Source organism: Lacimicrobium alkaliphilum (genome assembly GCF_001466725.1).
GTDB classification, from domain to species: Bacteria; Pseudomonadota; Gammaproteobacteria; order Enterobacterales; family Alteromonadaceae; genus Lacimicrobium; species Lacimicrobium alkaliphilum_B.
The window spans coordinates 3,392,740-3,413,145 of sequence record NZ_CP013650.1; the positions used below are offsets into that span (position 1 = coordinate 3,392,740).

16 protein-coding genes are annotated in these 20,406 nt (G+C 51.3%); 8 read left to right on the top strand and 8 right to left on the bottom strand.

Annotated elements, in window-relative coordinates; all coding sequences use genetic code 11:
* Window positions 1-91: 91 nt before the first annotated feature.
* From dnaG to AT746_RS15380, 8 genes are all read left to right on the top strand, one after another.
* A complete protein-coding gene (gene dnaG, locus AT746_RS15345) occupies window positions 92-1,858 on the top strand; it encodes a DNA primase (protein ID WP_062481954.1) in 1,767 nt (588 codons plus the stop codon).
* Between the two features lie 129 nt (window positions 1,859-1,987).
* Entirely contained in the window at window positions 1,988-3,820 is a 1,833-nt protein-coding gene (rpoD, locus tag AT746_RS15350) for an RNA polymerase sigma factor RpoD (protein ID WP_062481957.1), read from the top strand.
* 61 nt (window positions 3,821-3,881) lie between these two features.
* On the top strand, window positions 3,882-4,517 hold the full coding sequence (locus AT746_RS15355) for a 5-formyltetrahydrofolate cyclo-ligase (RefSeq protein WP_231730950.1): 636 nt from the start codon (window positions 3,882-3,884) through the stop codon (window positions 4,515-4,517).
* Window positions 4,498-5,154: a ribose-5-phosphate isomerase RpiA gene (rpiA, locus tag AT746_RS15360; RefSeq protein WP_062481960.1), complete on the top strand. Its 657-nt coding sequence runs from the start codon at window positions 4,498-4,500 to the stop codon at window positions 5,152-5,154. Before AT746_RS15355 ends, rpiA begins: the two co-directional genes overlap by 20 nt.
* Before the next feature lie 356 nt (window positions 5,155-5,510).
* Window positions 5,511-6,740 carry a phosphoglycerate dehydrogenase gene (gene serA, locus AT746_RS15365; RefSeq protein WP_062481963.1) on the top strand — a complete coding sequence of 410 codons (1,230 nt, stop codon included), beginning with the start codon at window positions 5,511-5,513 and terminating at the stop codon, window positions 6,738-6,740.
* 91 nt (window positions 6,741-6,831) lie between these two features.
* A complete protein-coding gene (locus tag AT746_RS15370; protein WP_231730951.1) occupies window positions 6,832-7,473 on the top strand; it encodes a methylamine utilization protein in 642 nt (213 codons plus the stop codon).
* Between the two features lie 42 nt (window positions 7,474-7,515).
* On the top strand, window positions 7,516-9,873 hold the full coding sequence (locus tag AT746_RS15375) for a putative bifunctional diguanylate cyclase/phosphodiesterase (protein ID WP_231730952.1): 2,358 nt from the start codon (window positions 7,516-7,518) through the stop codon (window positions 9,871-9,873).
* Window positions 9,870-11,075, top strand: a complete 1,206-nt coding sequence (locus AT746_RS15380; RefSeq protein WP_062481966.1) for a hypothetical protein — start codon at window positions 9,870-9,872, stop codon at window positions 11,073-11,075. The genes AT746_RS15375 and AT746_RS15380 overlap by 4 nt, the downstream gene beginning before the upstream one ends.
* 33 nt (window positions 11,076-11,108) lie before the next feature.
* Here AT746_RS15380 and AT746_RS15385 read toward each other — a convergent pair whose 3' ends face one another.
* The 8 genes from AT746_RS15385 to AT746_RS15420 form a co-directional block, all read right to left on the bottom strand.
* Window positions 11,109-11,639 (bottom strand): YgjV family protein, encoded by a 531-nt coding sequence (locus AT746_RS15385; RefSeq protein WP_062481968.1) that lies wholly within the window; start codon window positions 11,637-11,639, stop codon window positions 11,109-11,111.
* 3 nt (window positions 11,640-11,642) lie between these two features.
* Window positions 11,643-12,020, bottom strand: coding sequence for a hypothetical protein (locus AT746_RS15390; protein ID WP_062481970.1), 378 nt, complete (start codon window positions 12,018-12,020; stop codon window positions 11,643-11,645).
* Window positions 12,021-12,090: 70 nt separating this feature from the next.
* The gene (locus AT746_RS15395; RefSeq protein ID WP_062481973.1) at window positions 12,091-12,822 is read right to left on the bottom strand and encodes a tRNA1(Val) (adenine(37)-N6)-methyltransferase; all 732 of its coding nucleotides are present in this window, start codon (window positions 12,820-12,822) and stop codon (window positions 12,091-12,093) included.
* On the bottom strand, window positions 12,815-13,465 hold the full coding sequence (locus AT746_RS15400; RefSeq protein ID WP_062481975.1) for an NAD-dependent epimerase/dehydratase family protein: 651 nt from the start codon (window positions 13,463-13,465) through the stop codon (window positions 12,815-12,817). The genes AT746_RS15395 and AT746_RS15400 overlap by 8 nt, the downstream gene beginning before the upstream one ends.
* Window positions 13,462-14,991: a putative bifunctional diguanylate cyclase/phosphodiesterase gene (locus AT746_RS15405; RefSeq protein ID WP_062481978.1), complete on the bottom strand. Its 1,530-nt coding sequence runs from the start codon at window positions 14,989-14,991 to the stop codon at window positions 13,462-13,464. Before AT746_RS15405 ends, AT746_RS15400 begins: the two co-directional genes overlap by 4 nt.
* 122 nt (window positions 14,992-15,113) lie before the next feature.
* On the bottom strand, window positions 15,114-18,002 hold the full coding sequence (locus AT746_RS15410; RefSeq protein ID WP_082633303.1) for a putative bifunctional diguanylate cyclase/phosphodiesterase: 2,889 nt from the start codon (window positions 18,000-18,002) through the stop codon (window positions 15,114-15,116).
* Between the two features lie 102 nt (window positions 18,003-18,104).
* Complete coding sequence (locus AT746_RS15415; protein ID WP_062481984.1) at window positions 18,105-19,001, bottom strand: aldo/keto reductase; 897 nt, start codon at window positions 18,999-19,001, stop codon at window positions 18,105-18,107.
* Between the two features lie 70 nt (window positions 19,002-19,071).
* Window positions 19,072-20,382, bottom strand: coding sequence for a Na+/H+ antiporter NhaC family protein (locus AT746_RS15420; protein ID WP_062481987.1), 1,311 nt, complete (start codon window positions 20,380-20,382; stop codon window positions 19,072-19,074).
* Between the last annotated feature and the right edge of the window lie 24 nt (window positions 20,383-20,406).

Sequence of the window (20,406 nt, forward strand, 5' to 3'; positions counted from 1 at the left end):
GTACATGGCCGGTTTACGCTGGCTGTGGCATACACTATTCTGAATTCAGGTGCAGTTGATTCAATCTCTTTTCGGTAAAGCGGAGTAATGGATGGCAGGGTTGATCCCCCGTGATTTTATCGATGATTTGCTGGCGCGTACCGACATCGTCGAGCTGGTCGACAGCCGGGTACGGCTGAAGAAGGCCGGACGCAACTATCAGGCCTGCTGCCCCTTTCATAGCGAAAAGACCCCCTCCTTTACCGTCAGTCAGGACAAGCAGTTTTATCATTGCTTCGGCTGCGGTGCCCATGGCAATGCCATTTCCTTTTTAATGGAATATGACCGCCTTGAATTTCCTGATGCTATAGAAGAACTGGCCCGCTATCAGGGCGTGGAAGTGCCCAGGGAACAAAGTCCGAATCCACAACAGAGCCAGCAGAACCGGCAGCAAAAAGAAGATGATTATGAACTGATGGAAAAAATCTCTCGTTTTTTCTGCCATCAGCTTAAGCATCATGCCGACGGACCTAAAGCGGTGAATTACCTGAAACAACGTGGCCTGTCAGGAGAGGTGGTTAAATCTTTCGGTATCGGCTATGCCCCCGACAGTTGGGACAGTCTGCTCAGCCAGTTTGGCAACACCCCACAGCGGCGTCAGCAGATGCTGGATTTGCGCGTACTGAATGACAATGAACAAGGTCGCACTTACGATTTTTTCCGCGATCGTATTATCTTTCCTATTCGTGATCGCCGTGGTCGCGTCGTCGGTTTCGGAGGCCGGGTATTAGGTGACGGCACTCCCAAGTACCTGAACTCACCGGAAACCCGCATCTACCATAAAGGCAGTGAGCTTTACGGTTATTATCAGGCCCGCCAGGCCCATCGCCGCTTAGACAGGCTGATGGTGGTGGAGGGCTATATGGATGTGGTGGCTCTGGCGCAGTTTGGTATCGACTATGCCGTTGCCGCACTGGGCACCGCCACGACCGAGGAACAGGTCCAACTGTTGTTTCGCGCTGCACCGCAAATTGTTTGCTGTTACGACGGCGATCGTGCCGGTCGTGATGCAGCCTGGCGCGCACTGGAAAATGCTTTGGGCCATCTCAAGGATGGTGTGGAAATGCGTTTTCTGTTCTTGCCCGACGGAGAAGATCCCGATTCCATGGTGCGTGCTCAGGGGAAAGAAGCCTTTGAGCAACAACTTGACCAGGCCGTGCCCCTGTCGAAATTTTTCTTTGATAACCTGCTTTCCCGGCATCATGTTTCCAGCACCGAAGGCAAAGCCGCTCTGAAGGCCGAGGCCATGCCCCTGATCGAAAGAATTGCCGGAGAACATCAGCGCGCCATGCTCGAACAGGAACTCAGCCGGTTCACCGGTGAACAGACCCAGCATCAGCATCGTACTGATATCAGTATGGCCAACAAGGGAAGCCGGGTTCAGCAGTCAGACTACAGTTCGCCCGGGAAGAGCCGGCTTTCACCGGTACGCATCATGCTCAGATTGTTGCTGGAACAACCGGGACTGGCAAAACAATGTGAAGAAGTAAATCCACAGCTGTTGGAGGGGATGGAGATACCAGGCCTGACGCTGCTGAACGAAGTATTTGAATATTGCCTCGCTCATCCCCATAAACAGACCATGCAGGTGGTGGAATATTTCCGCCAGCATCCCCAGGCCAGTCATCTGTCCCGTTTGCTGGTGCTGGATTATCCGGTGGATGAAGAAAACCGGCTGAAACTTTATCACGACAGCTTTGCCAAACTATTAGACTGGTATTGTCAGAATCGTATTGAGGCATTGATATCAAAATCGCGGCTTGGCAACCTCACCAAGGAAGAAAAGCTGGAATTGAACAACCTGATGAAAGCAACCTGAACACGTCTGCGATGATGTGTTGGTTAATAATCGGGCTAGCGGCCACTATGGTGATTCTGCTATACTGGCTAATTCTCTGCGCGTCGGTTCAGAGCAGATTTAAACCCTTATTTGAGAAGTGGAAGGTATATGGCGTCGAACAAGCAGTCTCAGATTAAACTCCTAATCGCAAAAGGTAAAGAGCAAGGTTATCTGACCTTCTCGGAAGTCAACGACCACCTCCCACAGGATATTGTTGATTCGGATCAGATCGAAGACATTATCCGCATGATTAATGATATGGGAATTCAGGTGTTCGAAGCAGCTCCCGATTCCGATGAGTTACTGATGCAGGAAACCACGGCCGACGAAGATGCGGCTGAAGCTGCAGCCCAGGCTCTGGCAACAGTGGAGAGCGAGATAGGCCGGACCACAGATCCGGTGCGCATGTACATGCGTGAAATGGGCACTGTGGAACTGTTGACCCGTGAGGGCGAGATTGATATCGCCAAGCGTATCGAAGAAGGCATCAACCAGGTCCAGTGTTCTGTAGCCGAATATCCTGAAGCCATCACTTACCTGCTCGATCAATGGGACCAATACGAAGCCGAAGAAATTCGTCTCAGTGATATCGTACTGGGTTTTATCGACCCCAACGAGACAGACGTGGCACCCACGGCCACCCATGTGGGCTCAGAATTGTCTGAAGAAGAGCTCGATGATGAAGACGATGATGATGACGACGACGAGGACGATGAAGAGACCGATACTGGTGTGGATCCTGAAGAAGCCCGTGAACGCTTCACTGCCCTGAGAGAACAGTATTACAAAACCCGTGATGCCATCGCCAGCAAAGGCCGGGCCCATAAGGTCGCCAAGGCCGAAATTGCTAACTTAAGCGATATTTTCAAAGAATTCCGCCTGGTGCCCAAGCAATTTGATCGTATGGTCAAAAACATGCGTGGCATGATGGACAGAGTGCGGGTTCAGGAACGCATCATCATGAAGCATTGTGTGATGCATGCCAAAATGCCGAAGAAAGACTTTATCCGTGCCTTCGCCGGTAATGAAACTGATGGCACCTGGCTGGAAAAGGTGCTGGCGTCTAACAAGCCCTATGTACCTAAATTGCTCGAGTACAAAGAAGAACTTGAGCGCAGCATCGGCAAAATGAACCAGGTGGAAGTGGAAACCGGGCTGGATATTGTTGATATTAAAGATATCAACCGCCGCATGAGCATCGGTGAAGCCAAAGCCCGTCGTGCCAAGAAAGAAATGGTCGAGGCGAACCTGCGTCTGGTGATCTCCATTGCTAAAAAGTACACCAACCGTGGCCTGCAATTCCTGGATCTGATTCAGGAAGGTAATATCGGCCTGATGAAAGCGGTGGACAAGTTCGAATACCGTCGCGGCTACAAGTTCTCAACCTACGCCACCTGGTGGATACGTCAGGCTATTACCCGTTCGATTGCGGATCAGGCCCGTACCATACGTATCCCGGTGCACATGATTGAGACCATCAATAAGCTCAACCGGATCTCCCGCCAGATGTTGCAGGAAATGGGCCGTGAACCCTTACCCGAAGAACTGGCCGAACGTATGTTAATGCCGGAAGACAAGATCCGCAAAGTGCTGAAGATTGCCAAAGAGCCAATCTCCATGGAAACGCCCATTGGAGATGATGAAGATTCACATCTGGGTGACTTTATTGAGGACGGTACTATTATCCAGCCGCTGGACTCTGCCACCTCGGGCAATCTGAAAAACGCCACTCAGGAAGTGCTGGCAGGGCTGACTGCCCGGGAAGCCAAGGTACTGAGAATGCGTTTCGGTATCGACATGAATACCGACCACACGCTGGAAGAGGTAGGCAAGCAGTTTGACGTTACCCGTGAACGGATTCGTCAGATTGAAGCCAAGGCGCTGCGCAAATTGCGCCATCCCAGCCGTTCGGAGCAGTTACGCAGCTTCCTGGACGAGTAATAATGAGTACCCTTTAAGGCGCCTGTTGGCGCCTTAATTCTATCAGGAAAGATGTCGAGTAATGCAAGACTGTACCCCCCAGGCATTACGGCAGCAATTTCGCCAACGTCGCCGTCAGTTGTCCGCTGAAGAACAGCAGCAAGCCAGTGCCGCCGTGCTCAAACAATGCCTGAATCAACCTGAATTCAATGATGCCAGAACAGTGGCCTGTTATCTGGCCGAAGACGGTGAGCTGGATCCCACGCCCATTATCGAATATTGCTGGCAGCAGGGAAAACAGGTATGTCTGCCGGTATTACACCCTTTTTGCAAAGGCCATCTGCTGTTTGTACGCTATTGCTCCCATAGCCTGATGAGCCCGAATCGCTTTAATATCCCGGAACCCGCACTGGAATGTGCCCATATCGTGCCGCTGGCAAAACTGGATATCATTTTTACTCCGCTGGTGGCGTTTGACGCACAGGGCCACCGACTGGGGATGGGAGGGGGCTTTTATGATCGCACCCTGGCCCCCTGTACCGGAACAATCCACAAACTCCGGATTACAATACGGCTGTCATTGGTCTGGCCCATAACTGCCAGCAGGCAGAGACGCTGGTTGCACAGCCCTGGGATTTACCGATGCAGAAGATCATTACTCCTTCAACAACCTTTATCATCAGGAATAAGGACTAACAATGGACCAGAATCAGCTTAAGCAAGCCGCAGCATTAGCAGCCCTGGAGTATGTGCAGCAAGACAGCATTGTCGGTGTAGGCACCGGCTCTACGGTAGCCTTTTTTATTGAGGGGCTGGCACAGATCCGCGACAACATCCGGGGTGCCGTATCCAGCTCTGAAGACTCCACGGCTAAGCTTAAGGCGGCAGGCATTGAGGTATTCGACCTGAATGCGGTGGACGAGCTGGATATCTATGTTGATGGCGCCGATGAAATTACCGCTCACAAGCACATGATCAAAGGCGGTGGCGGTGCGTTAACAAGGGAAAAAATCATCGCCGCTGTGGCCAGAAAATTTATCTGCATCGTAGATAAAAGCAAGCAGGTAGATGTACTTGGCGACTTTCCGTTGCCGGTGGAAGTTATTCCTATGGCCCGCTCTTATGTGGCCCGGGAACTGGTCAAAATGGGAGGCCAACCTGTCTGGCGAGAGGGTGTGGTCACCGATAACGGCAACGTTATTCTGGATGTTCATAACCTGACGATCCTCAACCCCGTTGAACTGGAGAGTCAGATAAATCAATTGGCCGGAGTGGTCTGTAACGGGTTATTTGCCCGACGCGGCGCCGATGTTGTGGTCGTGGGCACCGAACAGGGCCCACAGATCAGCGAATAAGGTTCTTTGCTAGTCATACGAAAGCAAGAGTTTACCGCAGAGCCGCAGAGAACGCAGAGGTCTTACCCTTTATATTCTATGCAACCTCTGCGTCTCAGCGCCTCTGCGAGAGGCCATTTTGTGTTCTTGGGCTTAGTGTTTTTCGTGGTTGAAAGCTGTTTACCACAAAACTCAGAGGGTACGAGGTTCAAATTTATCTGCCCTGTAATCTCCGTGTTCTCTTTGTCTCCGTGGTTCAATTTTCACCTGATCAAATAAAGCTTTTACCCTTAGACTAAATCTGGTAATTTAGACGTCCAGACGCCCATACATTGATACGGGTAAGACTCCCTGTTATTCGTCATATGGAAACATTCATGAGCAAAGTGTCACTGCCAAAAGACAAAATCCGCATCCTGTTGCTGGAAGGTGTTCACCAGAGTGCCCTGGAGACCCTCAAGGCTAATGGTTACACCAATATTGAATACCTTAAGACTTCATTGCCCGAGCCGGAGTTAATCGAGAAGGTTCGCGATGTGCATTTTGTCGGCGTACGTTCACGGACGCAGATCACTGCCGATGTGGTTGAAGCGGCGCAAAAACTGGTTGCCATTGGCTGTTTCTGTATCGGTACCAATCAGGTGGATTTAAACGCCACCAGGCTGCGCGGAATTCCGGTCTTCAATGCGCCGTTTTCCAATACCCGCTCTGTGGCAGAGCTGGTATTAGGCGAAATCCTGCTGCTGCTGCGGGGTATCCCGCTGAAAAACGCCAAAGCACATCGTGGCGAATGGGATAAAAGCGCCTCAGGTTCCTACGAGGCGAGGGGTAAAACCCTGGGGATTATCGGTTATGGGCATATCGGCACGCAACTGGGTATTCTGGCCGAGCATCTGGGCATGCAGGTGCAGTTTTACGATATTGAAGACAAGCTGGTGTTGGGTAATGCCAGACAGATCAAGAGCCTTAATCAGTTGCTCAAAAGCTCTGATGTGATCACCCTGCATGTACCTGAGACGCCGCAGACCACCAATATGATTGGCCATGCCGAGCTGGACACCATGAAGCATGGTGCGATTCTGATCAACGCCTCACGGGGCACCGTAGTGGATATCGATGCACTGGCAGAGAATCTGGGTAACAACAAGTTATCCGGTGCCGCTATCGATGTATTCCCGGTAGAACCCAAATCTAATCATGAAGAGTTCGTTTCACCACTTCGTGAGTTTGACAATGTGCTGCTGACCCCTCATGTGGGTGGCAGCACCCAGGAAGCGCAGGAAAATATCGGCATTGAGGTTGCAGGCAAACTGGCCAAATACAGTGACAACGGTTCTACCCTGTCTGCAGTCAACTTCCCGGAAGTGTCGCTGCCGGAGCAGTATGGCCGCTCCAGACTGCTGCATATTCACCGCAATATTCCCGGTGTACTGACCCAGATAAACCAGGCCTTTGCCGAGATGAATATCAACATTGCCGCCCAGTACCTGCAAACCTCACCTGAAATAGGTTATGTGGTCATTGATGTGGACTCCGAAGATGCCGATGAAGCCTTTCAGCGGCTGCTGAGTATAGACGGAACCATTAAGACCCGTATTCTGCACTGAGGCGAATTGATACAAAGAGGGGCCTATCGCCCCTTTACCGATCCGACAATACAGGTATAGTAGAGGTCTATCAGTTGTTGCCGGTAATCCAATGCTCCGCATTTTCAGTCTGCTAATCGGTCTTTTTTGCCTGCCAGTCCAGGCACTTGAAGTGCTTGTTTCTGTGCACACCCAGGATAATCAGCCCATGCCTGGTGCTGTGATTTACCTCACTTCTGAACAACCACTGCCGCCGGTTGCTGAGGGCGCAGTGGCAGAAATGGATCAGATCAAAAAACAGTTTTCTCCGCATATTCTGGTAGTACAAAAAGGGACTGAGGTCAGTTTTCCCAATTCCGATTCGATACAGCATCATGTTTACTCCTTCTCACCGGCCAAGACCTTTCAGTTACAGTTATATAAAGATCAGAGTCCTGAACCACTGCCCTTTGATCAGCAAGGTAAAGTGGAACTGGGCTGCAATGTACATGACTGGATGCTCGGATATATCTATGTAGTCGATACCCCTTACTTTGGTCAGACTGACGAGCAAGGCCAGCTTAAGCTGAATGTGCCGGCCGGTGACTATAGCTTATATGTTCGCCATCCGAGAATTCAGGAGCCCTCCGCCAATCTGGATCAGCCCCTGACACTTTCTGCTGATCAAAAGCTAAAGGTTCAGCTTGAACAACCTTTGCTGCCGGGTCTGGATGATTTTGAAGAGGATACCGATGAATTTATCGGTTATGAATAGTGAGTTTATGGTCTCCTCAGCCATGCAGTCCGGGGGGACTGAATGACCATCAAAGTACTCTCCAAACTCACCAGTCGCTCTTTGCGCAGTCGCATGCTGCTGGTTTTTCTGCTGTTACTGGCATTAATTGTTATCGTCACCCTGGTCACCGTGCAAAAAGCCACATATCAACACAGTACCGGTCAGGTCAGAGATCACGCCAGAACATCCGCCATTGTCGTTCAGGATAAAATCCGCAATCGCTCAAATCAGTTACACTCTGCTCTGGATACACTGGCCAAGGACTTTAATACCAAACAGCTTATCGCCGGTGGCAGGCAGGATCCGGAATCGCTGCTATCGGCGCTGAATAACCATCAACGGCGAATTGATGCGGATCTCAGTTGGGTACTTGACGGTGAGGGCAGATTACTGACTGCAACATCGGATGCCGCTGCCGGGGTGCTGGAGATCAATGTGGAGGAGAGCACAAGTATTCTCTGGCACAATATCAACGACCATCATTATCTGCTACAGGCTGTACCGGTCAGATTTGTCGAGTCATCTCCTAAAATCAATGCCTGGCTGGTCGCAGCCGTGGATACCCGCAAACTGATTACTCAGGAACTGGTGACACTGACAGATATGCAAATCAGTTTATTTACTCCGGCTCCGGATAATCAGCTGATCGCATCGACATTTTCCACTGCTGTTGCTGATGCGCTGCAAACTCAGAGCTTGACCTGGTCGGAGAATTTGCAGCAGATACTGCTACCCGTTGAAGGGCAGGAGCAGGAGTTTATTTACGCCTCCGCTGAGATAGGAACCAGCCCTGCAGGAGCACTCAATTTATTACTGGCAACGGTCGCGGATAAGGCCTATCTGTCATACAACAGCCTGATAGGACAGCTGATATTAATCCTCGCCGTCGCCGCATTGCTGGCGCTGACTGCCGCGGTTATCATTTCCAATGGTATTACCCGGCCACTCACGCGATTGGTGAACGTCACCAACAAGATCCGCAAAGGCCAGTATGTAGACGATGTACCACAATCCACTACCCTGGAAATATCGTCCTTATCCACCGCCATTGGCGAAATGCAACAAGGCATCAGGCAGCGTGAGCTGGAAATCCAGCAACTGGCCTACTTTGACTCACTTACCGGCCTGCCCAACCGCAATCAGTTTAACCAACAGTTGCAACAGTTACTGGAAAAGCAGCATCAACCCGTGGTGGTCTTGATGATGGATGTGGACAGGTTCAAAGACATCAACGATACCCTGGGCCATGTTATCGGTGATCAGCTGCTGGCGAAAATTGCCTCGCGATTATCACACATTGAGCTGGACAATCTGTTTGTCGCCAGACTGGGAGGGGACGAATTCGGACTGATATGGTTTGGCGATGACTCGAACACCCCCAAGAGCCTCGCGAATAAGGTGGTGGAAGCCTTTAATCTGCCTTTTGATATTGAGCAATTACGTCTGGATCTCGATCTCAGCATCGGTGTCGCGGTGTATCCTGAGCATGGTGATGATCCCAGTGCCCTGATCCAATGTGCCGACATTGCCATGTACAGTTGTAAGGGTCATCACCGGGCTTTTGCGGTATACCGGCCTGAGCTGAATAAATACTCGGTGCAGCGCCTGAGCCTGATGTCTGAGCTGCGCTCTGCTCTCAGCGAAGGCCAGCTAAGCCTTTATTACCAGCCAAAAGTGTTGCTGGCTGATGGCAGAGTAAGTGGTGCAGAGTGCCTGATTCGCTGGATCCATCCCGTACACGGCTTTATTCCGCCGGATCAGTTTATTCCGCTGGCGGAGCAAACCGGCGCTATCCGGGATGTGACCCGCTGGGCCCTGACCGAGGCCATGCGGCAGCAACAGCAATGGTCAGAAGCAGGCCTGGAACTCAATATGGCAGTGAACATCTCGCCTTTAGATCTGGTAGATATGCAACTGCCGGAAATGGTTGCCAGCCTGTTTTCTGAATTCTCCGCCAACAAAGGCGGACTGACTCTGGAGGTCACTGAGAGTGCCGTGATGAGTGATCCGGATATGGCCATCAGGGCACTGGACAAACTTAAAGCAATGGGCGTCATTCTCTCGATTGACGACTTCGGTACCGGCTATTCTTCAATGGCTCAGCTGAAGAAGATGCCTGTACATGAGCTTAAAATCGACAAAGCTTTTGTGCTGGATCTGGCCACCAACAGTGAAGATCAGGTGATGGTCAACACCCTGCTTGGCCTGGCCAGACACCTGGGGCTGAAAACTGTGGCAGAAGGCGTAGAGGATGCCACCAGTCTGGCCTTTCTGAAACAGGCAGGGTGTCACAAGGCACAGGGGTTCTATATGAGCAAGCCTTTGCCTGCCGCTCAGTTCAGTGACTGGCTGAAGCAGTATCAAAGCCAGGCATCATGAAGCGGATTTTATCAGTCATATTACTGGGTCTGTACAGCAGCCTGAGCTTTGGAGCAGAAATCTCAGCACGGATTCAGCTCAACGTGATTGATGCTGACAGTCAACTAAGCTGGCAGCGCCAGGGCACGGGTATTCTCAGAGAGGATCATTCCGATGTTAATCTGCAGCAGGGGCTGATCAAAGTCCAACAGGCTCTGCTACCGGGCCTGGAAGCAGAAGCCGTGATAAACCTGCATCAGGACGGTGAGCGCCATCTGGGTTTAACCCAGGCAAAACTGCAATACAAACCGCTCTCCGCCAGCCCCTATAAGTTTCGTGCGCGGGCCGGCTTTTTTTACCCTGAGATGTCGTTTGAAAACCCCGATACCGGCTGGCTGTCACCCTATACCTACACTCAGAGTGCTATTAACAGCTGGCTCGGAGAAGAGTTAAGGCTGGCTGGCCTGGAAATGGGGCTGTACAGCCCTGGCAGACAGCGGCGCAGCCCCTGGTCCTGGGAGATTTATGCCGGCGCTTTCAGAGGCAATGATCCTCTTGGTACCTTACTCAGCTGGCGGGGCTGGGCGATGCACGACCGTCAGTCACTGCATCATGATCGAATCCAGTTTGCGCCCTACCCTGCAGTGACCGACAGGATTGACCATCCGGCCTGGGTTGAACCTTTTCATGAAATAGACGGGCGCACCGGCTTTTATATTGGCGGTCATCTGGATTACTTCAAAAAAACACGGCTACGCTATTACTATTATGACAATAATGCCGACCCGCTGGCCGTGAACCACCAGCGTTTATACGCCTGGCATACCCGCTTTCACTCTTTGGCCTTCTCTCACCAGCTTAACTCCGATACCCGGCTGTTGGGCCAGTGGATGGATGGCACTACCGAGATGGGTAGACGCTGGGTCTATGCCGAATTCGATGCCTGGTATCTGATGCTCAGTCACAGAACGGGCAGGCACCGGTTCAGTCTTCGCTATGACCATTTCACCGTGACAGAGGATGATATCTGGCCCTGGGATTACAACCACAGTGACGGTGAGGGCCTGACAGTGAACTGGCGATACCACCTGAACAAAAACTGGCAATTGGGCCTTGAGCACCACATTAACAGCAACACTGCGGTAAACCGTATGACGCTGAGCCAGGCTGTGAGCGTTGATCAGCAGCAAAGTCTGGCAGTACTGGAGTTCAGATGGCACTGAGCTAAACCTGTTAAACCGAACAAGGCCTATCAGCTAATTATGTTGCTGCCTTTTATGCCCGCCTGCTTTGTCCTGATACAGCTTAATACTGATACTGGTCAGGTTGCTGACATTAAAAATACTGCCAAATACACTGCCTACCGACAGCGCATAAGCCAACCCCAGGCCCTCAGCCAGGATAAACCACTGCCGGATACGATGCGTGCGTTGCAGTAAAATAGAGCCAAGAGTAAAGATTAGCGCCGAGGCATAGGCCAGTATAATTCGCCAGTCATGCTGCAATACCCACCATTCATAGGCAAAAAACAGCACATGAATCAGCACGAAAACAGACACCAGCATCAGCGAACGATGCCACAGAGCAATAATGTTTCTTACCGATGCCAGCGCACAGCCAATACCTGCCGCCATGGCGCCGAGTAAGAAGAAATGCGTACTGAGACAAGCCAGCCCCAAAGCAGAAATGAACCGGTAGTGATTAACCTTATTCTGACGGTAACCGACAAAGTTGATAATCAATGCCAGTGCCCCGAATCCCTCAGCCAGCATGGACTCCAACTGCATTGTTCAGCAGAAAGCTTTGACGATATGGCCCACAGCAGAATGCCTGACAGAGAGGCGAAGGTTGTCTCTGACCAAATCGGCCGGGTATCCGAACAGCCCGAACTTGTTGCCTCTGCTATGGCTGATAATCACCACATGTTCAGGTGGCTCAGGCAAATCGGCCTGAAAAGGATCCAGCACAGGGATTTCATAGGGCTCAATACGAATAATGCCCATGCGTCGTCCATTGCGATAAAAAGAACGTTCAAATACCGGTCGTTGCAGTATGGCATAGACCGCAAACTTAGGGATCTGAACACATCGTCCACGCCACTCAAATTCAACCAGTTGCAGGTAATTAACAAGCTGTGCAATATTTTCAGGCAAACGGGTTGTACGCATTGTCTTTCCCCCTTAACTGAGACTATAGCAGCTCCTGAAAAGATATGGCTGATGTGTTACGCCCGGGCGGTCAGAAATTCAGATAGAAGTGCTGGCACAACTTTCGGTAAGCTTGCGTGTAGTGGCCAGCCTGCTGCTGAATGATCAGATTTTGTGTGTTTACCTGATGCGGCGCTGTTCTGCTAAATTCCAGCAACACCCGGCTGACCGACTTATCCGGTTGTGAGCGCACCTCCATTCGCCGGCTGACATACAATCCTTCCTCACGGGCCATAGTCACAAGCCCCTCCACCAGCTGTTGTGGCAACACGCAACAAAAACGCCCTTGTTCAGTCAATAGTCCTGAAACGGCCTGCACAAGTTCCTGATGAGACAACTCTGCAGTCAGCCTGGCAGCTTGCCTGGCCGGCTCAAGTGAGTGCTGATGAGGAAAGTAAGGCGGATTAGAGATGATCAGGTCATACCCTGGCCTTTTGGGCATCGCCTGCAAAGGCAAACACTCAAAAACGAGTTTGTCTGCCCAGGGACTATTGACGGCATTCTCACGGGCCTGAACAATGGCTTGTGGATCCCTGTCAACACCACAGATCCGGCTGTCGGCGCTGCTGGTCTGGGCCATCATCAATGCCAGTAAACCACTGCCGGTACCTATATCCAGAATCCGCCGGGCCTGTCCGGGTTCAGTCCAGCTGCCCAGCATGATGCTGTCCGTTCCCACTTTCATAGCACAGCGATCATGGGCAACAAAAAACTGCTTAAACTCAAAGCCCTTAGCACGCCCCTGGGGAGTTGGCTTAGTCAAACCGCTGCAGCTCCATCATTTTTCCGGCAACTTCAGTTGCTGATACAGGACGGTACTTACTAAAACGCCCAATCAATACAGGAGAGAGCCATTGCATCAGGCGAATCGCTAACTGCTCTGAAACACGTGAATCATCCCTGTTTCCGACTAACAATGACGGCCTTACCGCAGAGGCACTGTTGAGACCGGGGATACGAAAAACAGCATTTTCCAGTTCCCCCTTGGTACGCAGATAGAAACTGGCACTTCTGGCGTTGGCACCCACCGAGGAAATCCATACCAGACTGCGCACATGCTGACTGCGGGCCAGCTGAGCAGCAATATGTACGTATTCGAAATCCACCTTACGAAATTCGCTCTTGCTGCCGGCAGATTTGAGCGTGGTACCGAGACAAATATACAGATGATCGACACAAAAATAGCCTTCGTAGGCCTGAAGGTTATCAAAATCGATGACCACCGGGTGATGTATGTTTGCCTGGCTGGACATGGGCCTGCGCACCAGACAGGTTACACTCTTATAACGAGGGTCTTTAACCAGCATTTGTGTCAGGGCTTTGCCCACCAATCCGCTGGCACCAAGCACAAGAGCAGAATAACCTTGGGTACGCTTCTGAGGCGAACCGCTAAGCTGAATGCTCATTGATTAACCGGTTGGACCACTGAAACCGAAGACCACTGATTGCGGACAAAGTCGGTAAGCTGATCAATTTCCATTGGTCGGGCAGTGAGATAACCCTGCACCTCGTGGCAACCACAGAACCTGATTTGTTCCAGTTGTTCCTGAGTTTCGACCCCCTCAGCCACGACACTGATCTCCAGAGTCCGGGCCATGGTGGCTACCGCCTCGACAATGGCCCGGACTCTTGGCTGATCCAGCAAGTCATGAATAAAGTCCCGATCGATCTTAATTTCATCTATTGGCAGATTCTTCAGCATCGCCAGCGAAGAATATCCGGTACCGAAATCATCAATGGAAAACTTCAGCCCCAGTTCCCGCAACCGGGTCAGCAAGCGCACACTGGCTGACAGGTCAGACAGCGCTGCGGTTTCGGTAATCTCCAGTTGCAGATAGGGATAGAGTTGTGGCGACTGGTGAAGCATCGTCAGTAAACTGGACATCAGCTTCTCACTGTTAAACTCCTGGGCAGAGATATTCACCGACACGCGCCTTATCGTATCTCCGAGCATACCGGACTCTACCAGCTCTTTATTGGCCTGACGGACTACAAAAGCGGTAATTCCGGAAATCAGGTTATTGCTCTCAGCCAACGGAATAAACACATCAGGCCCCACAGCGCCACGTTTCGGACACTGCCAGCGCACCAGCACCTCACAACCTGTCAGACCACCATCGGCAATGGAAAACTGAGGCTGATACACCAGCGAAAGCTGATCATTGGCAATAACCTGACGCAGATCCCTGACTAACGCCTGCCTTTCCTGCTCAGACTCAGACAATGCCTGATTAAACTGGCGGATCATACCCTGACCACTACGCTTCGCCTCCTTGAGGGCGCTTTGGGCAGCGAACAGCAGTTCCTGCGCAGTCTGTCCATCTCGGGGAAACAAGGCAACGCCAATGCTGCAACTGAGCTTCAGTTCAAACTCACGCACCACGTCGGCGAACAACAGGTGCAGAGCAACAGCCTGCTGTTCAATATCAGTTTGATGACGCTCAGCCACTATAGCCAATGCAAACTGGTCGGTGCCAAGACGGGCGATTAAATCCTCTGCATGATACTGGCGCTTCAGCGCTGCCGCCAGTCGCCTCAACAGCGCATCTCCGCCTGCATAGCCGAGGCGGTTGTTTGCTTCCTTAAAACCATCAATATCCAGGCACACCAACATCACCTGCTGATTGTTGCTATGACTACTTACCAGTAAGTCCTGCAGATAATGGGTAAAAAGATAGGGTCTGAACAATCCGGTGAGTGGATCGCGCTGATTGATCCGTTCAATATATGACAAAGCTTTGGCGACAATCACATACAATAACAGGGCTGTCAGGCCCACATAGAACCAGCCCTTGAAGGTCTGAAGTTTGTTGATTAGCTCAGGATCGTCAACCATCCGCTCCAGAGCCAAATCGGAAAACAGGATCCAGCCAGAGCCGATAACAAGGTAGATCAATGCAATCAATGCGGCCGGACGAGTAGCTCTTTTCATTCTTATTCCTTGTCCGGGACAGCCTTTACCAGACCGTCCAACAGCACAATACGCTAAAGGTTTTTAATAAAAAGGTCTATATGAAAATAATACCAGAACAACTTAACTACACAGATTAGCGATTAGCCGGAGACGGCACAAGGAAGAGGACTATCAAGCTCCAGCACAGAACTCAAAGGTATTGGCTTACTCAGGGCAAAGCCCTGACCGTAATCAATGCCCAGCGCCGTCAGTGCACGGCAACTTTCCTGATCAGAAACAAATTCAGCAATGGTAAGCTTGCCCATACTGCTGGCAATTTCATGAATGGCTTTGACGGTGGCGTAATCACTGCGATCACGGCACATATTTCTGACGAAGGAGCCGTCAATTTTCACATAGTCCACGGCCATATTCTTCAGATAAGTGAATGAGCTCATGCCCGCCCCAAAGTCATCCAGCGCAAAACGACATCCCATCTCCCGCAAGGTGTCGATAAAATGGTTGGCGGAGCCAAGGTTAGTGACTGCGGCGGTTTCGGTTATCTCGAAACAGATTTTCTCCGGCGGAATGTTGGCATAGCGCAGGCGACTGACTATCTTGTCCAGAAACTCCTCATTTCCCAGTGTCATACCGGAAAGGTTGATGGCACATTTGCTCAGCACATCCAGATGTTGCGGGTGTTGCTCTAGAAAATCCATGGTGTTTGAGAAGACCCATTCGTCGATCTTATTCATCAGCCCATAGCGCTCGGCAATGGGGATAAAGATTCCGGGGTTGAGCAGTTCGCCCTGTTGATTCTGCATACGTACCAGAATTTCATAATGCATCCCTTCAGCAGCCTGATTAAAGGGCACTATCGGCTGGCAATAGAGCACAAAACTATTGTGCTGTAGCGCCTTTTGAATAGCATTGACCCACTCCAGTTCTTTTTGCTGGTAGTTTAACTGCTGATCACTGGCATCGAACACATGATAGCGGTTGCGTCCGGTATTCTTGGCACTGTAACAGGCGTGATCTGCTGCCTTAATCAGTTCAACACTGTTGGCCATATCGGCACGGATCTCTACCACCCCGATACTGGCTCCGATATGAAAGAGTTTATCTCCCCAGGTGAAACGAAAACTGCGAATGGCCTGCAGCATTTCCGTCAGGCGGGGTTTAACCTGCTCAACCGACAAGGATGCATACACCAGGCAGAATTCATCCCCTCCAACACGGGCCAGAATATCCTGTTCTTCAATGCCCCCGCTCAGCAGACTGGCCACCTGGCGCAATAATTCATCACCGGCCTGATGGCCACAGGAATCATTAACCAACTTGAACTGATCCATGTCGATATAACACAGAGTAGCACTGCTGTGGTGCTGTTTGACCTGTTCCAGTAAGGAATTGAGCTGGCGATCGAAGGCGTACCTGTTGTACAGGCCGGTCAGTTGATCATGATTAGCCTGATAATAGACCTGCTGCTGCAGTGCCAAATCAGCGGTGACATCGCGGCCGATTCCTTCTACCGCAATCAGTCGGCCATCTTGGTCAAAGACCGGGGAATCCCTGTACTCTATCTGCCGCACCTCGCCGCTGGCGGTATAGTAATCCACCACATAAGGTTCCGGGCGCTGCCCTGAAGCCAGTTGACGGCGGATTTTCTGCTCGTTGTCCGGCGCTCGTTTGACACATTGACGATAATTATGGCGAAAATATTCAGCACTGTAACCGAGAATATCCTCCACACTGTGGCTGACGAAACTCACCGTGCCACCTGGCTCATGAGAGTAAACAAAGTGGCCACTGAGTCCCTCAACCAGGCGCCTGAATTTCTCTTCACTGTCTTTCAGTGCCTGCTCACTGAGGCGCCGCGCCGTAATGTCTCTGACTGTCACAGCAACACCGTCCCCGGCTTTCACTATCTGAATTTTCAGCCACTGAGCCTTAACCAAAGGATTATCACAGGCAATATATTGTTCATGGGCGCGCCCGCTCTGACAGACGCGGATACAGATCCTGAGTAACGGCCGGGCATCTAATGCAGCCAGCTGTTGGCTCAGTGTCTTGTTTTGCAGACCGTTATCGCCGGTAACAAAGAGCCGCAGCGCCATATGATTGGCCTCGGCAAGGCTGAAATCACTGATCTGTTGCTTTGTGCGGATCACCCTGAATACCAGAATGGCATCCAGAGAGGCTTCACTGGCGGCCTTATAACGCTGCTGCGACTGGCTCAGTTTAAAGGCACTGCGCAATTGGCGATGCACAAAAATACTGATGGTAAGCGACATTATCAGACCGATGATTAGAACCACATAACCAATATGTAATGTGCCCCTGTTACTCTGTAGCTTCAGTAGCCATTGGCGCCCGGCAAAGGTTACTGGCTGGGTTATCACGGTTTCGCTGGATATCAGCTCACCGTTGACCATCAACAGTTGTTCACCATCGAACAACTGGAAGTTAAAATCAGAGCCCACCAGTTCCCCTATCATCACCGCCAGTGTCGCCTTAATATCGAAGCTGGCCATGATATAGCCATGCTGCAGATCATAAGGATTGATGGGACGCAGGATCAGGGCATAGTATTGCTCCGGACTGGCCTGATATAAACGGCTGGTAAATTCGGTGTTAACTCGGGCAGGCAGTTGTTCTGTCAGTTCCACAAGTATCTGTTGCATTGGTGCTGCGGCGGTCTGGTGTTTGCTGCTCCAGCGAATACCGAGTTTATCATCCAGCCACAGAATATCATCGAACCCCGGTAATATATGGCGGGTCGTTTGGGCACGGGCATTAAACCAATCGATAACATTAGGATAATTTTCAGGCCAGGTAATCATCAGGTCTTCAAGTGCCCGACGTCTGTCAGCTGAGAAAACTTCAATACTGTTACTGACCTGTTGAGCAACCACCCTGGCTTTGGACGCCATTCGTTGACGCTCCTGGGTCTCCAGGTACAGACTGACCAGTGCAAAAAGCAGACTTAACAACAAAAACAGAATAAGGGGCAAGCCACTGACTCTCCCCGGGGCTTTGAACCACATCATCACAGCCTGGAATTACCGCTTAAGAGCGATGATTCTATCCTGCAAAGATGACAGGATTATGACTTCAATTGCGAAATCGTATCGGCACTGTGATGATACCGGCTAGGGTACAGCTATCCCTCTTGCGGCTTCAAGCAGGGCAAACCAGTGCTGACGATCCAGTTTTATATCTATGGCGGCCGCCTGCCTTGTGATACGTCGCGTATTGCCACTGCCAAGGAGTGGCATCGCCTGACAAGGCAGGGCCATTACAAAAGCCAGTAAAATCTGGTCAAGTTCGGCATCATACTGGCGGGCAATTTGTGAGGCTTTCTCCCGCAGTGCCTTGTACTGAAAATCATGGAATATTTCGCCACCGCCAAGACACGACCAGGCCATAGGTTTGACCCGCTGTTGCTGGAGATAGTCCAGATTACCATCGAACAGATAGTCGCTGTGGATCAGGCTGATTTCCAGTTGATTGGTCACCAGTGGATAGTCGAGCCGGGATTGCAACAAAGCAAACTGCGCCACAGTGAAATTCGACACGCCAAAATGACGCACCTTACCCGCCGCTTTCAAAGCATCAAAAGCCTGCGCCACATCATCGGCGTCCATCAACGGATCGGGTCTGTGCAACAACAAGACATCCAGATAGTCACAGTGCAATTCCCGTAGCGAACGCTCGACCGCGCGGATGATATAATCCCCACTGCTGTTGTAATGCATCTCGCTGACGTCAGGCTGCGCTTCACAGGGAAACAGAATGCCACACTTAGACACCACTTCAATCTGCTCCCGCAGATGCGGAGCCTGTTTCAGCATTTTTCCGAACAGGCCCTCCTCAGTAAAGGCGCCGTATACGTCAGCATGATCCGTAGTGGTGATCCCAAGCTCCAGCCCGTGTTCAACGAATGCCTGCAACTCAGATACTGACATCTGCCATTCATTGAGGCGCCAGTAGCCCTGGATACAGCGTGAAAAGCTTAAGTCGTCTTTTACCAGTTCAATACGTTGCATCGACTTTCCTGTTATTTATGCCCGGTTATCCGGGGGGATTTTGCGATACATCCAGGCCAGGTGAACGTGTTCAGGGCCTGACCAGTTTCCAGCCCACAAATACCGTTGCCACTACAGCCAGTACATAACAATAAAAAACATAGGGTATCAGGGCCACCGGCGAGATAGCAAAACTGGCACCGAGCAGCAAAGCCTGGGCGCCATAGGGGATCAGACCCTGCACAATACAGGAAAAAATATCCAGCAGACTGGCGCTGCGTTTAGGCTCAATATCAGCGTGGCTGGCAAGTTGTCTGGCCGCTTCGCCAGCCACGATGATAGATACGGTATTATTCGCCACACATAAATTAGTCAGGCTGCTGAGCAACGCAATGGCAAAACCATGACTGGCCTTATCATCGGGAGAAAGCTTTTGTGCCAGTGCCGTAATGCGCCCCACCAGATATTCCAGCCCTCCCTGACGACGCATCAGCTCTGATAATCCACCAATCAGTAATGACAGGATAAAGATCTCCTGCATCTGACCAAATCCGGTATAGATATCCTGTCCAATGCCGCTGATATCGTAATCGGCCTGCCACAGTCCCATTAGGGCGCTGCTGATAATACCGACGGTGAGTACCGCAAACACATTCAGTCCGGCCACCGCCAGTATCAGAATCAACAGGTAGGGTATCGCCAGCCAGGCATTGCCTTCACTCTCCGGTAAAGCGTCTGCAACAGGGGTAAAGAATATCAGTATTGCCAGGGTAACAATGGCAGCAGGCAACGCCAGACGCAGGTTTTCAAGGAACTTATCCCGCATCTGACAGCCCTGGGTGCGGGTGGCGGCAATGGTGGTATCGGAGATGATCGACAAATTGTCACCAAATATGGCACCGCTCATTAACACGCCGGCCATAAGTGCCGGTTCAATACCGGTAGCCCCGGCCATGCCCAGTCCAATGGGTGCCATGGCGGCCAGCGTGCCCATCGAGGTCCCCATGGCCGTGGATACAAAAGCGCCCAGAATAAATAACCCGGGTAACAGCAACTGCGCCGGGATCACACTCAGACCCAGGGCAACAGTGGCATCGACGCCACCTGTGATGCTGGCAACAGAAGAAAAGGCACCAGCCATCAGATAGATCAGGCACATGGTAATGATATTGGGATGGCCTACCCCGCGCACAAAACCCTCAATAGTATGATTGAGAGATTCGCGGGAGAGCCACACCGCCAGTAAAATCGCCGGCAATACGGCTACCGGAGCGGGCAACTGATAAAACGCATAATCGACCTGCTGGCTCTGATAATAAAATCCGGCACCGAGGAATAACGCCAGAAAAACCACCAGGGGTAGCAGGGCATACTTACCCCGGGAAAGTGTAGGATTTGACAAGTTTTCACCACAAAGACGTTTAGA

Coding starts and splice junctions, on each gene's coding strand:
- dnaG (WP_062481954.1), top strand. CDS start 92: ATGGCAGGGTTGATCCCCCGTGATTTTATCGATGATTTGCTGGCGCGT.
- rpoD (WP_062481957.1), top strand. CDS start 1,988: ATGGCGTCGAACAAGCAGTCTCAGATTAAACTCCTAATCGCAAAAGGT.
- AT746_RS15355 (WP_231730950.1), top strand. CDS start 3,882: ATGCAAGACTGTACCCCCCAGGCATTACGGCAGCAATTTCGCCAACGT.
- rpiA (WP_062481960.1), top strand. CDS start 4,498: ATGGACCAGAATCAGCTTAAGCAAGCCGCAGCATTAGCAGCCCTGGAG.
- serA (WP_062481963.1), top strand. CDS start 5,511: ATGAGCAAAGTGTCACTGCCAAAAGACAAAATCCGCATCCTGTTGCTG.
- AT746_RS15370 (WP_231730951.1), top strand. CDS start 6,832: ATGCTCCGCATTTTCAGTCTGCTAATCGGTCTTTTTTGCCTGCCAGTC.
- AT746_RS15375 (WP_231730952.1), top strand. CDS start 7,516: ATGACCATCAAAGTACTCTCCAAACTCACCAGTCGCTCTTTGCGCAGT.
- AT746_RS15380 (WP_062481966.1), top strand. CDS start 9,870: ATGAAGCGGATTTTATCAGTCATATTACTGGGTCTGTACAGCAGCCTG.
- AT746_RS15385 (WP_062481968.1), bottom strand. CDS start 11,639: ATGCAGTTGGAGTCCATGCTGGCTGAGGGATTCGGGGCACTGGCATTG.
- AT746_RS15390 (WP_062481970.1), bottom strand. CDS start 12,020: ATGCGTACAACCCGTTTGCCTGAAAATATTGCACAGCTTGTTAATTAC.
- AT746_RS15400 (WP_062481975.1), bottom strand. CDS start 13,465: ATGAGCATTCAGCTTAGCGGTTCGCCTCAGAAGCGTACCCAAGGTTAT.
- AT746_RS15405 (WP_062481978.1), bottom strand. CDS start 14,991: ATGAAAAGAGCTACTCGTCCGGCCGCATTGATTGCATTGATCTACCTT.
- AT746_RS15410 (WP_082633303.1), bottom strand. CDS start 18,002: ATGATGTGGTTCAAAGCCCCGGGGAGAGTCAGTGGCTTGCCCCTTATT.
- AT746_RS15415 (WP_062481984.1), bottom strand. CDS start 19,001: ATGCAACGTATTGAACTGGTAAAAGACGACTTAAGCTTTTCACGCTGT.